The 15,028-nt window shown below is 27.7% G+C and carries 15 protein-coding genes; 1 reads left to right on the forward strand and 14 read right to left on the reverse strand.

The genetic code is table 11. From position 1 onward, the window contains the following. Window positions 1-191 precede the first annotated feature (191 nt). From A500_RS17160 to A500_RS17215, 11 genes are all read right to left on the reverse strand, one after another. A complete protein-coding gene (locus tag A500_RS17160; protein WP_016208834.1) occupies window positions 192-650 on the reverse strand; it encodes a nucleoside deaminase in 459 nt (152 codons plus the stop codon). A gap of 221 nt (window positions 651-871) precedes the next feature. After that, a complete protein-coding gene (locus A500_RS17165) occupies window positions 872-1,585 on the reverse strand; it encodes a phosphatase (RefSeq protein ID WP_016208835.1) in 714 nt (237 codons plus the stop codon). Between the two features lie 148 nt (window positions 1,586-1,733). Then, window positions 1,734-2,252, reverse strand: a complete 519-nt coding sequence (locus A500_RS17170) for a GNAT family N-acetyltransferase (RefSeq protein ID WP_016208836.1) — start codon at window positions 2,250-2,252, stop codon at window positions 1,734-1,736. Window positions 2,253-2,323: 71 nt separating this feature from the next. Beyond that, a complete protein-coding gene (locus tag A500_RS17175) occupies window positions 2,324-2,515 on the reverse strand; it encodes a DUF6199 family natural product biosynthesis protein (protein WP_016208837.1) in 192 nt (63 codons plus the stop codon). Between the two features lie 69 nt (window positions 2,516-2,584). Then, complete coding sequence (locus tag A500_RS17180; protein ID WP_016208838.1) at window positions 2,585-3,049, reverse strand: hypothetical protein; 465 nt, start codon at window positions 3,047-3,049, stop codon at window positions 2,585-2,587. A 402-nt stretch (window positions 3,050-3,451) separates the two neighbouring features. Continuing rightward, entirely contained in the window at window positions 3,452-4,234 is a 783-nt protein-coding gene (locus A500_RS19735; RefSeq protein WP_016208839.1) for a transposase, read from the reverse strand. A gap of 141 nt (window positions 4,235-4,375) precedes the next feature. Then, window positions 4,376-6,898, reverse strand: coding sequence for a BglG family transcription antiterminator (locus tag A500_RS17195; RefSeq protein WP_016208840.1), 2,523 nt, complete (start codon window positions 6,896-6,898; stop codon window positions 4,376-4,378). A 128-nt stretch (window positions 6,899-7,026) separates the two neighbouring features. Continuing rightward, window positions 7,027-8,406, reverse strand: coding sequence for a PTS ascorbate transporter subunit IIC (locus A500_RS17200; protein ID WP_016208841.1), 1,380 nt, complete (start codon window positions 8,404-8,406; stop codon window positions 7,027-7,029). A 103-nt stretch (window positions 8,407-8,509) separates the two neighbouring features. Then, window positions 8,510-8,791, reverse strand: a complete 282-nt coding sequence (locus A500_RS17205; protein ID WP_016208842.1) for a PTS sugar transporter subunit IIB — start codon at window positions 8,789-8,791, stop codon at window positions 8,510-8,512. Window positions 8,792-8,807: 16 nt separating this feature from the next. After that, a complete protein-coding gene (locus A500_RS17210; protein WP_016208843.1) occupies window positions 8,808-9,266 on the reverse strand; it encodes a PTS sugar transporter subunit IIA in 459 nt (152 codons plus the stop codon). Between the two features lie 48 nt (window positions 9,267-9,314). Beyond that, complete coding sequence (locus A500_RS17215; RefSeq protein WP_016208844.1) at window positions 9,315-10,034, reverse strand: transaldolase; 720 nt, start codon at window positions 10,032-10,034, stop codon at window positions 9,315-9,317. A gap of 509 nt (window positions 10,035-10,543) precedes the next feature. Between A500_RS17215 and A500_RS17220 the strand changes: the two genes are divergently transcribed. Further along, on the forward strand, window positions 10,544-11,329 hold the full coding sequence (locus A500_RS17220) for an N-acetylmuramoyl-L-alanine amidase (RefSeq protein ID WP_016208845.1): 786 nt from the start codon (window positions 10,544-10,546) through the stop codon (window positions 11,327-11,329). Between the two features lie 36 nt (window positions 11,330-11,365). Here A500_RS17220 and A500_RS17225 read toward each other — a convergent pair whose 3' ends face one another. The 3 genes from A500_RS17225 to A500_RS17235 form a co-directional block, all read right to left on the reverse strand. Continuing rightward, window positions 11,366-12,439 carry an XdhC family protein gene (locus A500_RS17225; protein ID WP_051993193.1) on the reverse strand — a complete coding sequence of 358 codons (1,074 nt, stop codon included), beginning with the start codon at window positions 12,437-12,439 and terminating at the stop codon, window positions 11,366-11,368. Between the two features lie 99 nt (window positions 12,440-12,538). Beyond that, a complete protein-coding gene (nifS, locus tag A500_RS17230) occupies window positions 12,539-13,765 on the reverse strand; it encodes a cysteine desulfurase NifS (protein WP_016208847.1) in 1,227 nt (408 codons plus the stop codon). Window positions 13,766-14,039: 274 nt separating this feature from the next. Next, a complete protein-coding gene (locus A500_RS17235) occupies window positions 14,040-14,744 on the reverse strand; it encodes an HD domain-containing protein (protein ID WP_016208848.1) in 705 nt (234 codons plus the stop codon). Between the last annotated feature and the right edge of the window lie 284 nt (window positions 14,745-15,028).

Below are 15,028 nucleotides of genomic sequence, written 5' to 3' on the forward strand. Positions count from 1 at the left end.
AAAATATTCATATTAATTAGTTTAAATAAAATAGAATTGAGAATTTAAATTATTTTTCATAATGTATTTTAATTGAAAACTAGAAAAATACCGCAGTATTCCAGAAAAAGAATATGCGGTATTTAAAATAGTTTTATTTTTATTTTTTTATATTTATATATTTATCTTTTTTATTAATATATTTAAATTACTTATACAAAGGAATAACCATCAAAAACTTTCAAGCCTTCCTCATTTAATAGTTCACCTATAACAATTGTCTGATGTGGACTTCTTTCAAAAACTTCTTTGCATGGAATCATGATATTGCTTCCTGCAATTTCTGCTAATTGTTCATGTGAAACACTATATACTAATTTCCCAAGTTTAGACCAAACCATAGCACTTGAACACATAGCACATGGCTCACAACTTGAATATAGTGTGTACTCACTTAAGTCATTTACTTTGTTTTCAGAACAAAACTTACGAATCAATCCAATTTCAGCATGATGTGTAGGATCAGAAACTGAATTAATTTGATTTCCTCCAATCATTACAACTTCATTATCTTTTACTAATACAGCACCAAATGGCTCATTACCTTGTTCTCTTGCCTTTAAAGATATTTCAATTGCCTTTTTAATAAAGTATTCATCGTTTTTTATCATAATAGCCTCCATATATAAAATTTAGATTGCTATTTATATTTTAGTGTATAAAAAACTAACACATAAATATCATTACATAATAGCATAAAATCTCATCATATTTCAATAAATATTTTGTTTTTCTTTAATCATATGATATATCAAGGATACTATAAATTATAAGGCTAACCCCTTATTTGGTTAATAAAGAATAAATTCCTTAAACTTATCAATTTATTAGCTTAATAGTGAATAAACTTCTTAAACTTATCAATACTTGTATTTAAAATTAATTCATTATCAAATCCTACTTCATTTAATAACTTGTCTGCTTCTGAAAAATCACCTACACAGCTTGGATCATGAGCATCAGAGTTAATAATTATATGTACTCCATATTGATTACAAAGATTAAGCATTTTCTTATAATTATCTACACAATTTAGTCGCTGGTTTTTCTTTAATAAAGAACTATTATTTACTTCTAGTGCAACATTATACTCTTTTGCGGCTATAACCAATTTTTGATAATCTAATGGTGTATTGTCATCATCAGGATGTGAAACAAAAAAGACTTTTTCATGCTTCATGCAAGAAATTAGATTCTCCGTATTTTTAACTACTCCAGCATTTTCATAACATTGCCTATGAATACCAACAATAGCATAATCCAGACGATCAATATATTTCTGTTCAAGAGAAAGTCGTCCATCATTTAAAACATTAATTTCACATCCATGGATTATTTCAACTCCATAAATTTTTCTTGGTACTACACCTAAATTCAAATAATAGAAGGGATCGCATGTTCCTGGTATTCCTGGTGCATGCTCACTTATTCCTAAAAGCTCAATTCCCTTTTCCTTAGCAGCAAATGCCATTTCTCTAATTGTTCCATAAGCATGACCACTAACTAATGTATGCGTATGTATATCTAGTAATAAATTTCTATTCATAATATCGTACCTCTTATTCTTATCTTTTAGCTAACATAATTATCCTGCTCATCAGATAACTTTATATCTTTATCATCAGTTCTGCATAAATATTTTTTTATCACTCAGTAATTTATCTATTTTATCTATCTACTAGCTCTTTACCATTTTAATCTAATACTTTTTCAAAAATAGCATTATCATGCCACTTGTCATTTAATAATATATATTTTTCTTGCTTATCCACAAATTGAAACCCATTTTTTATTAATACAATTTGAGAAGCAATATTATTAATTGATGTTCCTGCCTCTATTCTATGAAGCTTATAGTTATTTATAGCTTCTTTTAAAATTAAATTCACAGCCTTTGTAGCATATCCCTTTCCTTGATGAATCTCACCTATTCTATATCCTAGCTCTGCTTTATTGAAATTTCCTCTTTGTACATCTACCAAATTTACTCTTCCAATAATCTCATTAAAATTATTATAAATTAAATACATATATACTAAGCCTTTTTCTTGATCCTGTACCAATTCTTCTATTATGCTATTGAAATTTTGAACTTCATAATAGTCATCTCCTCTTGGCAAACATGTATCTTCAAAGAATTTTCTGTTTGTTAACTCAAATTTTAATAACTCTTCCTTATCTGAAATACTTAATAACTTTATCCATATGTCCATTCTTTTATCTCCTAATGCTTTATATCTTCTCAGCACTTTTTTATTATGTGTCTTTGATTAATTTACAAATATCATTCTATTCCAACTTTTGTGAGCCATATTATTACTAAAATAACTACACTAGTTATTCTTGTTCCAATAAGATATCCCTCACTTGGTTCTATATCTTTGTATTTCCACCCTTCTGACATTTTCCATGATAATTTAGGATTTATTATTCCTATTATTAATAAAACACTAACAATAATTTTTATAAATACCATTATTTATCTCCCCTATTCCATATATACAAATATAACTTACTTAATTTTTATATTGATATTATATTTATTTTAAAACTTTGATTTTTCATAATTATAAGGAATACTTGTTCCAACAACTACATCTTCAATTTTTTCAACAATTAACCAATCATCCATATTTGATTGATGATCAAACTCTAATGGTTCAATTTTTTCAACATCAGAAAATTCTACTAGACAAAGACATTTTTTGTGCCATCTTACCTTTTGTTTCTCAGAAAGATTTAATTTAGGTTGATTTTCTTCTAATATTTTTTTTATTTCATCCTCAGAAAGTTTAATATAATTTTCAACTTTACTTACAGTAGCAGCTACAGTAATTTTAGAACTTCCCTTTTCCATAAAATACAGCTTTTCTCCTTCAAAAACACGACTATGAGGTATTTTTCTTCCTGCAGCACCTCTAACTATCATTGTTTTTGTTCCTTCTAATATTTTATCTAAAACCTTCTCTCCCTTTTTTCCTGCGTTATCGCAATAAACTAAATGTACCATATTAAATACTCCTCTCATTAATAATTATTAATTATCAATACATAATTCACAGTTATTACAATAATTTCAGAAAAGCTGGATTAAAAAGTTTTCTTATTAAATAAATAACTTAAATTTCGGAAACTGAAACTATACAGTAATTTAATTCCAAACTGTTCATAATAACCTATTAATTATTCACTATGAATTGTGAATTGTGCCCTGTGAACTGTGAACTTTACCCTGTGAACTGTGAACTGTGAACTGTGAATTGTGCTCTGTGAACTGTAATATTCCCTATTTAATTTATTATATATTATACAATAGTAATTTTACAAATATTTTACATAATTCTATATTATTTCAAAGCAATTTCCAATTTTTTGGACCCCAGGGGTACTCTCTCTTATTATATACTTAACTTTATTTAAGTGAAAGCTCTACAAATTCCTTATATCTTTCCTTGCAAGCAAAATAATCTAGAACTATATTGGGATTTACTATATTATTTTTATTTAATTTAATATTACTCTTCTGTCTCTTCTTTGTAATATTTTTATCCTTAACCTCATTGCTTTTATATTTAATTACATCATCATTATATTTTTTATCACCATATCTACCTTTATTTCTATCATCAGTATTTCTATCATCAGTATTTCTATCTTTATTTTCATTATTTCTATCTTTATTTTCATTATTTCTATCTTTATTTTCATTATTTCTATCTTTATTTTCATTATTTCTATTATCATAAGTTTCTATAAATCTAGAATAACTGGACCACTTATAGTCTTTTGGATTGCTCACTATTTTAGCTTTTACTGGATTTAAATGAATATATCTACTTACATCTAACAAATGTTCACGATTATTTATTATTTCGGCAAAATATCTTCCTTGAAATAAATGTCCTACATAATCATACTTCTTATTAAAATATTTAGTATATTTTGAGTTTAATCTTCTCATTATACTTGTTAATGGCTCTTTCTCTGTTTTAATCATAAGGTGCACATGATTACTCATCAAACAATAAGCAATTAATTCATAATTTAAATGACTGTAATACCTTAAATTCTCATCAATATGTTCTAAATATGCTTCAAAATCATCTTCATCCTTGAAGATAGCTTCTTTGTGATTTCCTCTTGTTGTAATATGATATATGGCCCCCTCCTGCCATATTATTTTAGGTGTTGGCATAATAATAATCTCCTTAAAACTCTTTTATTTTATCTGAAAGTATAACCAACTACTGTATATCTTACTCATATAAATTGGAAAATAATTGGACCCCAGGGGTGTAAAAACTGGAAATAAAAATGAGCCTTTTGAGCTCATTTTTTACATTATTTCCTCTATCAACTTCATTATTTGTGTTATCATTTCAATATGTTTTTTACTATCAACACTTGCTATAGTTATAAAAATCTTAATATCCTTATGCTCTCCTATTGTAATTGGAGTTTTGAAAGTACTTATTGTTATTCCGAAACTTTTAACGTAATCTCCTGGTTTTGCATGTGGTATTGCTATTCCATCATCTACTACAATATAAGCCCCAAATTTATTTACATTATCAATCATTGCTTTTACATATTCTTCAGTAATATCACCACTTTTAAGTAGTGGCATTGCACTAAGACTTATTGCTTCCTGCCAATTACTAGCTTCTAAATCAAGTTGTATATTTTCTGGCTTAATATATTCATAAATATCATTTTCTTCTTTTTTATTAATATTAAGATACTCTTCTAAATCATTAATTAAAGTTTCCTTATTCAATATTTCACAGTTTTTCTCAATGATTTCTATCAGATTATTAATATCTACAATAGCATTGACATTACTAGTAAGATCAGCGTTCCTCCTAGAAATACTATTATGTATAGAGGAAATTGATGACGTATAACTTTCTGATTCTATAGTTAAATTTTCTTCTGTATATATTTTATTTAATTTGTTTTTTGATTTTGTATTTTTTATTTCTTTTTCTCTATGATCCTCTTCTAAATTTAAAGATTGCCTTTGTGGAAATATCCCTTTTAGTCTTTTTAAATCTTCTTCTTTTAATATAGGGGAAACTTTTATAGTTGGAATATTATATTCTTCTTCTATATCAACTGATGAAATAATGTAATCTACATATAGCTTGTCATTTAATTTACTTTTAGTATTTTTTATATATCTACTTATATTATGAACAGAGGTTACTCCAACAACATTTACTATAAAGGAATTTTTTATTTTAGCTTCAAGCATTCTTCCTGTTGCAAAGCCTGCTGAACAAACTATTAATATATCTTTTACTTTATCCTTTTCTTCCTCTTTGCTTTTTTCTATAAATGCTTCTATATACATGACTAAATATCCTATTTCATCATCACTTAATTCACAACTAAATTTCTCTCCAATAAATTCAGCTGACTTTTTAACTAATGCAAACTCATTTTTATAATTATTTATTATAGTTTCTAATATAGGATTTTCACTAACAATTTTGTATTTAAGCCTAAATATTAAACTTTTAAGATGATTTATTAAGCCCTCAAGCAATTTATTATCCATTTTAAAGTCCTTATTTAAAGTACTTTTTGCATTTTCAATTAATTTATCTGCAATATAACAAGCATCAAAATAATCTATTGAATCAAAAATATCGTTGTCATTTTTACTACCAGATAAAATTCTGCTTGCTATAATATTTATTTCATCATCCATTATATCAATTAAATACTTATCTTTTAATTTATTTGAAAGTTTTACAGCTGCATTATATTCTTTTTTATATACTTCCTTTAGATTATTACTACTTAGTTTATTTCCATTTAAAGATACTTTATTAAATTCAACATTAATATTTAATTTATTTTTAGGATATTTCTCTTCATATTTCTTTTCTAAAGAATCCTTAATTAATTTTTTTATTAAAAATTCTTTTTGTGATTCTCGCCCCTGTGAAAATACTTCTTTCACTAATTGTGATGATTTAGTTTCAGCTGGTTTTAAAGGAATTCTTTCTAAAGATTTGAGGAAATCATAATTCTTATCCAATTGTATACTTTCCTCATGATTCTTGTCCCTTTGTTCATCTTCAATATAATTTTTATACATATCTTCCTTATAATCTTTATTACCATTTTTTGAAGCCCTATTTACTATTACAAGAACATCTATAACTAAATTCATAAAATCTTCTTCCGAAAATATTCCGAACTCTTTTTCAACATCTTTTATTAATTCTTTTATATAAGCCATATTTTCTTTATTTATACTAAATTTTTTTATATTACTTATTATTTTTTTATTTTCATTATTATATATTTTTTCTAAAGTTTCTATAATATTATATTTATTATTTTCTATAAGTAAATTCGTCATTGCTTTTCTAATATTAATTTCTTCTGCTTGAATTTTAAAACCCTTGTTAGAAACCTTTATAATACTTATATCAAATTTACTTAGCCAAAGCTTTACCTTTCTTATATCATTTACTAATGTTGTCTTACTTATAAGTAGTTTTTCTTGTAAGACATTATAATTACACTCTTTATTTGAGCTTAATAATTCATATAATAATATTCCTACCCTTTCTTCTGTGGAAAAAATATAATTTCCCGTATTCATATTACTTATAAGCTTATTTATAGTTGATTTTTCCTTTTCATTTAAAATGAATCTTAATGGAGAGTTAGGCTTTTTATCTATTTCTTTAACCTTATTTTCTTTTAAGAAACTATTTATTTCATCAATATCATATCTAATCATTCTCTTTGAAATATTAAATCTTTTTGCTAAATCTTCAACATTTTGTTCCCCATTAGAATTTATAAATAAATTTAAGATTTCAACACATCTTGTGTTCAAAAAAACGCCCCCCTATTAAAGTGCTGTCGCACCATGAAAAATGAAGCTGTCATAAGGCAGCTACACAAAATTTAATTAACCTCTGGGGCCAATTATTTGAACCCCAGAGGAGAATAAATCATATTATATTACATTGCTTCTCCATCATCATAGGCATTATTTATAACCTTTGATTTTGTTTTCATAAAACTTGGAACTATTACTGCTATCACTAATAAGGCTAATAAAGCAATTACTCCAGTGCTACCTAAGAATTCATATAATTTTCCTATTGCTATACCTATTATACCAAAATCAAAGTCACCAAAGGTAGTATTTTGGAAACCTAAATCTCCAAGTACAGGAAGTAATAATGCTGGAATAAATGTTATTAATAATCCATTTACAAAAGCACCTACTGCAGCCCCTCTCTTTCCACCTGTTGCATTACCATAAATACCTGCTGTTGCTCCACAGAAGAAATGTGGTACAAGTCCTGGTATAATTAGAACTCCACCTGCTACCCCTAAAAGTAACATACCAATTACTCCTCCAATAAAGCTAGATACAAATCCTATAACTACTGCTGTTGGAGCATATGTGAAGAACACGGCACAATCAACTGCTGGAATTGCATCTGGTATAACTTTTGTTGCTATACCTTGGAATGCTGGTAATAAATCTCCTAAAATCATTCTAACACCTGCATAAACTACAGTAACTCCTACTGCAAATTTCATTGCTGACATTAGTGCAAATAATATCATGTTTTGTCCACCAGATAAAGTTGCAACGAACTCTGATCCTGATGCTATAGCTGCAATTAAATAGAATACCATCATAGTTAGTGCTGTTGATATAGTTGTGTCTCTTAAAAAGCTCCATTTTTCTGGAATCTCCATCTTTTCTGTACTATTATCTGGATTACCAACTTTTCCACCTATCCAAGCTGAAGCATAATATGCTAAACTTCCAAAGTGACCCATTGCAACTTCGTCACCATCAGTAACCTTTAATGTATATTTTTGACCTATTGCTGGTAATATTGCACTTATTAATCCTAAGAACGCTCCACCAATAAGTATTAATGTCCATCCTTCAAATCCTGCTGTTTGTAATACTGCTGATAATAGACATGCCATGAAAAAGCTATGATGTCCTGTTAAGAATATATACTTAAACTTAGTAAATCTGGCTACTACAAGATTGGCAATAAGTCCTACAACAAGTATAGACATTGTTTCAACCCCTAAAACCTTTTGAGCTACTGAAACTATTGCTTCATTGTTTGGTATAACTCCACTTATATTAAATCCTTTTTGAATCATTTCTCCTAATGGATTTAAGTTAGAAACTATAAAATCTGCTCCTGCTCCAAGCATTAAATATCCTAAAATAGGCTTTAATGTTCCTGACATAACTTTATGTGCTGGTTTTCTCAAAGCTACTAACCCTACAAAAGCCATTAATCCCATTAATAATGCTGGTTCTTTTAAGAAATCTCTAAAAAACGCTAAAATACCTTCCATAATACCATTTCCCCTTTATAATAATAATAATTTAAAATGAAACCTTAATTTAATCTTACTAGATAAAATTTCTCGTATTAACCATTTGAATCTTAATTGTGTACTACTTTAATTGTGCATATTTGTCTTTTATCTTCTCTAGTATATCTTCTTTTATCTTCTTCTTGTTTATATAACTTCTTACTATAAGAGTTTTATCCTTATTGAAGTTTGGTGCCAGTTCTTTTACTGTAACGAATAAATCACAATTTTTTCCTACAGCTGCACTTACATCACAAGATTCTACTTCTGCTTTTATCCCCTCCTCATCACATAATTCTTGTATCTTCATAGCAAGCATTAAACTACTGCCTATACCATTACCACAAACTGTTATTATTTTCATAAAACAACCTTCCCTTCTATTTATTATTTTTGTAACTATCTAAAATTAAATTTAATAATTCTTTTTTATTGTTACATGAATCAACCTTTTCTATAAGCTCTTCATCATTAAGAATGTAGGTTAAATCCTGAAGCATATCTATATGAGCTTTATTTTCCTTTGAACATATAGCAATTATTACTTTTACAGGATCAAACTCTTCGCTTCCAAATTCTACAGGTGACTCTAATGATATAACTGCAACACCAATTTCATTAACACCACAACTTGGCCTACCATGAGGCATTGCTATTCCTGGAGCCATAACTATATAAGGTCCCATGTCCTTTACAGTTTCTATCATAGCTTGTATATATCTCTCTTCGATTTTTTTATTTTTTAATAATATCTTTCCTGCTGACATTACAGCTTCTTCCCAATTACTTGCTTTGACCTTTACATCTACTAATTCTTCAGTTAATAATTTTTCTATCATAGTCTTAACCTCTCCAAATATATTTACTGATTTAAACACACATAATATTTAAGAATTTAGAATTGAAAATCCTAAGCTTTTTGCATCCTTAAAGAAATCTCTAACTGTTTCTATTGAATATTGTGTTAAATCCTTTCCAAACAAGTTCATTTTGTTTAATATGCTATTTTGTACAGTTATTATGTGACAACCTATTTTATCCGCTTGAACTATATTATAAAGTTCTCTGCAACTTGCCCATAGTATTTCTACATTTGGATATTCTCTAGCTATCTCTACTGCTTCTTCTACTATTTCTATTGGATCTACTCCTGCATCTGCTATTCTTCCTGCAAAAATTGATATAATTGCTGGAGTTTCTTTATTTAAAGATTCTAAAACATCTTTTACTTGATTGATAGTGAAAATTGCTGTTATATTAAGTTTTACATTGCTATCTGCTAACTCTTTAATGACTTCTCTGTTTAATTCGCCTTTTGTATTAACCACAGGAATCTTTACATAAACGTTTTCACCCCAGGTATAAATTTCTCTAGCTTCTTCTAACATTGTTTCTTTATCATCACCAAAAACCTCAAAAGAAATTGGCATATCCTTAATGTTTTCTAAAACCTCTTTTCCAAATTCCTTATAACTCTTTATTCCTGCAATCTTCATTAATGAAGGGTTTGTAGTAAAACCACTAACTATTCCCTTTTCATACTCCTTAAGCATTGAACCTAAATCTGCCCCATCTGCATAAATTTTTACTTTTAAATCTTGTACCATTTCTCTCTCCCCTTTATGTTATTTTTTATTATTAACTCTAATTTTACTTGTTTACTATTTGTTTCTCTTTTCTCTTTTTTAATTATCCTATTTGATTTTATCTATTAAATTGTTATATTTAATTTTATCTATTAAATTATTCTATTTAATTTTATCTATTTGATTGTTATATTTCTTTTCTTTATTTTTCATAACTGCTTGTCTTGCTTTTGTTCGTTGCTCTTTCTTTTGTTGCTTGTCTTACTTTTTCTTCTGTCCTCAATATAATAATATAATAAGATTACCTTTTTAAGAATATCTTATTATTTCCCTTTAAAAAGGAAATAATTAAACATCAAAAGTATGTTAAAATAATTGGAAAATAATTGGACCCCAGGGGTAAAAAATATAGAAAGTATGGAAAAAAATAAATATATATTATAAAATAAGAAAATACTATTTTATAAAAAGTTAACTAAAGAACCTTACAATTTATAAACTTTCAACTCAAAACTTGACTAGGAGATCATATGATAAAAAATATAATAAACGATTTGAAAAAGATTAATTTTCTAACCACTTATAATTGGCTTTTAATTATACTTTCGATTTTAATTATTTTTTTGACATCAACTATATTAAGTTATATTGATAGTACTACACAAGATAGTGTATATGCTTCTGCATCAGAGGAAATCGAAATTATTACTAGACCAATAATAAACTGGGATTCAGACCTTAATACAACTGATATGCTTTTACCAAATAAAAACTCAAAACCAAGACATACGCCGCCTACTCATATTGTTTTACACTTTATAAGTAATGCTTATAATAATCAAAAAAATCCATATGAAATTAATGATATATATTCGATTTTAAAAGAGTATGAATTATCTTCACATTATGTTATTGGAAGAGATGGTGAGATATATCTTTTTACGCCTGAAAATAGAGTTGCTTATCACGCAGGATCAGGGGAACTTTCTAATTATCCTAAATATGAAAATAAGCTAAATAATTATTCAATAGGAATAGAAATCCTTGCCATAGGCACAAAAGAAGAAATGATCCCTATTATTACAGCTGAAAGATTTAACTTAATAGATCCTTCATTATTAGGATATACAGATGCTCAATATGAATCATTAAATTTATTAATAGATGATATTCTTAATAGACATGTTTTTATACAAAAAGATAGGGAACATATAATAGGGCATGATGAATACAATTCTGAGAAAACCGATCCTGGATCACTATTTGATTGGTCTAAAATAATAAGCACCCCTGAGGTCCAAAAAATTGGAAACTAAAATTTCCATTTTTCTGGACCCCAGGGGTGCTTAAAATTATATTAATTCTATAAGTACATTCATTACTCCACCACAAACCATACCTTCATCTTCAGCTACATCTCCTGTCATATCAACTTGCAGTGTCATAAAACTTTCTTCTTCTCCATCTTCCATTAAATCTCTTGCCGCAAGAATTACTTCTCCTTCACTGCAACCTCCACCTATACTTCCAAGTATTCTTCCATCTGGCCAGATAATCATTTTTGCTCCTGCTCCCCTTGGTGTAGAGCCCTTGGTAGATGTTACTGTAACAATAGCTTTCTTTTCTTCATCCTCTTTTGCAAGGTTTTCTAAAACCTTAATATCTATATCAGAATAATTTTTTCTCTTTTTAGCATTTGCACAAGCTATCATATCTGGTGTACCAAGCCTTTTTTGTGCAATAATTTGAGAAATAATAGATATTGCAATTTCTAAAGGTGTAATTCCTCCAATTCTAAATCCTATAGGCGAACATATTTTATCTAATAACTCTGCACTATATCCTTCTTCTATAAATTGCTCTTTAATTCCCCTAACCCTTCTTGTGGAACCTATCATTCCTAAATATTCTGGCTTTATATTTAAAACTGCTCTAAGACATTCTTTATCATATTTATGACCTCTTGTAACAATAACTACATAATCATTTTTATTTACCTTTATTTGTTCAAAAACATTTTCGAAACTCTCACATATGACTTCTGTTGCTAATGGGAATCTTTCTTTATTTGCATAAGATAATCTATCGTCTATAACTGTAACCTTAAATCCTATTTTAGCTCCTAAATCAACAAGATGCTCTGAGATATTTCCTCCTCCAAAAACTATTAATCTAGCTTCTGGAAAAAAAGACTCTATTAAAATTTCCTTTCCTCCGTTATCTTTAAAAAGTTCTGGAAGTTTTCTATCTATTGATTTATTTATTGCATTTTTCATTTCTTCATCAATATGTAGCAAATCTTCTTTATTTAAATCTATTAATTCTTTCTCTATTTTATTTTCACTTTTAGACGAAAGCTTTGTTAGCATTACCATGCTATGATTCTCTTCTAATTTATTAATAAGTTGCTTATAATTATTCACCATAGTTCTCTCCTAATCCTTTTTTCAGTTCACAGTTCACAATTCACAGTTCACAGTTATTAGTTCACAGTTCACAATTCACAATAATTTCGTCCAAAGCTCTCAATTTCCAACTGAGAAACAACTGTGAACTGTGCCTCTTTCACTGTGCACTGAATAAATTTTCTTTAATGCTTTTACCAGCTCTTCTACATCCCTTATATTATTTTCTGCTCCAAAGGTAAATCTAAGTGAGCATTGTGCCATTTCATGTGATAACCCTATTGCTTTAAGTACATGTGATGGTTCTGGTGATCCTGAAGCACATGCTGATCCACTTGATACTGCAAACCCCATTTTATCTAATTTTAATATCATTGCTTCTGCTTCCATTCCATTAAATGCAATATTAACATTTCCAGGTAGCCTATCAACAGCATGTCCATTCAGTTTAGCATTAGGTATACTTTTTAAAATTTCTTCAATTGCTTTATCTCTCAAATAACACATTTGCTTTTGATATTGTATTAAACCTTTATTTGCGATTTCAATAGCTTTTCCCATTCCAACAATAGCTGAAACATTTTCTGTACTTGCCCTTTTACCTTTTTCCTGTTCTCCTCCATCCATAAGTGCCTTAATGCCTGTACCTTTTTTAATATATAAAGCTCCTACGCCTTTTGGGCCATAAAATTTATGTGCAGATATGGATAGTAAATCAACTTGCAACTCTTCAACATCTATAGGAATTGATCCTACAGCTTGTATTGCATCTGTATGAAAAATTATATTTCTTTCTCTAGCTATTTTTCCTATTTCTGCAATAGGCTCTAAAGTTCCAATTTCATTATTTGCCATCATTATGCTTATTAAAATAGTGTCGCTTCTTATAGCTTTTCTTAAATCTTCAATTGATATTTTCCCATCATTATCAACTGGTAGATAGCTTATTTCAAAGCCCTCTTTTTCTAATCGTTTACAACTATTAAGAACTGCATGATGCTCTATAGATGTAGTAATTATATGCTTACCCTTCTTTTTATAATACTGCGCAATACCTTTAATTGCCCAATTATCAGCTTCTGTTCCTCCACTTGTAAAGTAGATTTCACTTTTCTTAGCATTTATAGCAGTTGCTACTTGCTGTCTTGAATTTTCTATTGCCTTTCTACTTTTTCTACCAAAACTATAAATAGAAGATGGATTTCCATACTGATTCATAAGATAAGGCATCATTTCCTTAAGTACATCTTTATTAATAGCTGTTGTTGCTGCATGATCTAGATATATCATCTTTTTTCCTAAAATATCATTTTTTATATTGTCTTCTTCAATAATATGTTCTTCCAAAAATTCACCTCCAATTTTATAATTCCATTTGCTAACAATACTCCTATATCTTCAATTATCATGATAATTTTATTACTGATATACTCTAAATATTTCTATATTATATTACTATTTAAACTTTATTAATTATTAAACCTTAGGAAGTTCCTTTATGTCTATTTTAACATATATTGTATTTAGTTCAAATAAATATTATGTATTGCATTTAGTTGTATATATCATTTAAGCTTATAAATTAATTTTATAAGCTTAAATTATTGATATTATTAATTTATTATAGTACTTTTGTATTATTCATAACTAGTTCAAATCTAGTATTTAAAAATTCTGTAGCTTTTCTACAAAGCATCATTCTATTTAAGAATATCTCAAAATACTCCATTAATGAGCATATCTTAGTATCAATAGTTAAATTTAATTGTATTGATTTTTCATCTTTATTAACATAAACATCAGCTTTTTCCACAGCATAATTTACTCTATCATGAATATCAAAGGTAGCAAAATCAGAATTTCTTACACGACTTCTTCTTACATCTACTTTATCTGCTAATATTAAGGCTGAAGAAATATTACTAACTGGCTGACCTGTTCCCTCATCATGATTTCCAATAGCAGATGTTACCATAAAAATTTCTTCTGGATCCATCCCTATGTCTTTTAATATTTTAAAAGCAAGAACTGCTCCTGTTTGTGCATGCTCATGACGATTAATCATATTTCCTATATCGTGCATAAAGCCTGCTATTTTAGCAAGTTCTATTTCCCTTCCTTCATAGCCAAGCTCCCTTAAAATATATGCAGCCGTTTCTGCAACTTTTCCAACATGTCCTAGATCATGTTTTGTATATCCTGAAATGCCTAATATTTTATCTGCAGAGTTTATATATGTTTGAATTTCCTTATTACTTCTTATATCTTCATATGAAATAATATTCTTATTCCTAATGTTTTCATTTTCAGTGTTTTTGTTTGTCATATTATTTATTTTCCTTTCATATTACATATTTAAATTAATACCCTTACTTGAATATGATGTAAAAGTCGAAAGCATGTAGTTTTATAGTTTTATAGCTTTGTTGTTTTAACTTTTATATAAGTTTCAGTTTATTTATTATTAACTTTTTATATTAATTATATTAACATGAATATTTTAAAGGCTTATTAAAATTGTGTAAAAATTTGAAAACAAAAAATGCACTACTTTTTCGTAGTGCATTTTAAAATTTCCAATTTTTTGGACCCCAGGGGTCTAAAAAATTG

The sequence above is a fragment of the Clostridium sartagoforme AAU1 genome (assembly GCF_000401215.1).
GTDB classification, from domain to species: domain Bacteria; phylum Bacillota; class Clostridia; order Clostridiales; family Clostridiaceae; genus Clostridium; species Clostridium sartagoforme.

What these genes read in the sequence shown, in the direction of transcription:
- A500_RS17180 (WP_016208838.1), bottom strand. Translation starts at nt 3,049, where the DNA reads ATGGTACATTTAGTTTATTGCGATAACGCAGGAAAAAAGGGAGAGAAG.
- A500_RS17165 (WP_016208835.1), bottom strand. Translation starts at nt 1,585, where the DNA reads ATGAATAGAAATTTATTACTAGATATACATACGCATACATTAGTTAGT.
- A500_RS17235 (WP_016208848.1), bottom strand. Translation starts at nt 14,744, where the DNA reads ATGACAAACAAAAACACTGAAAATGAAAACATTAGGAATAAGAATATT.
- A500_RS17175 (WP_016208837.1), bottom strand. Translation starts at nt 2,515, where the DNA reads ATGGTATTTATAAAAATTATTGTTAGTGTTTTATTAATAATAGGAATA.
- A500_RS17220 (WP_016208845.1), top strand. Translation starts at nt 10,544, where the DNA reads ATGATAAAAAATATAATAAACGATTTGAAAAAGATTAATTTTCTAACC.
- A500_RS17225 (WP_051993193.1), bottom strand. Translation starts at nt 12,439, where the DNA reads ATGGTGAATAATTATAAGCAACTTATTAATAAATTAGAAGAGAATCAT.
- A500_RS17210 (WP_016208843.1), bottom strand. Translation starts at nt 9,266, where the DNA reads ATGATAGAAAAATTATTAACTGAAGAATTAGTAGATGTAAAGGTCAAA.
- A500_RS17160 (WP_016208834.1), bottom strand. Translation starts at nt 650, where the DNA reads ATGATAAAAAACGATGAATACTTTATTAAAAAGGCAATTGAAATATCT.
- A500_RS17205 (WP_016208842.1), bottom strand. Translation starts at nt 8,791, where the DNA reads ATGAAAATAATAACAGTTTGTGGTAATGGTATAGGCAGTAGTTTAATG.
- A500_RS17170 (WP_016208836.1), bottom strand. Translation starts at nt 2,252, where the DNA reads ATGGACATATGGATAAAGTTATTAAGTATTTCAGATAAGGAAGAGTTA.
- A500_RS19735 (WP_016208839.1), bottom strand. Translation starts at nt 4,234, where the DNA reads ATGCCAACACCTAAAATAATATGGCAGGAGGGGGCCATATATCATATT.
- A500_RS17215 (WP_016208844.1), bottom strand. Translation starts at nt 10,034, where the DNA reads ATGGTACAAGATTTAAAAGTAAAAATTTATGCAGATGGGGCAGATTTA.
- A500_RS17200 (WP_016208841.1), bottom strand. Translation starts at nt 8,406, where the DNA reads ATGGAAGGTATTTTAGCGTTTTTTAGAGATTTCTTAAAAGAACCAGCA.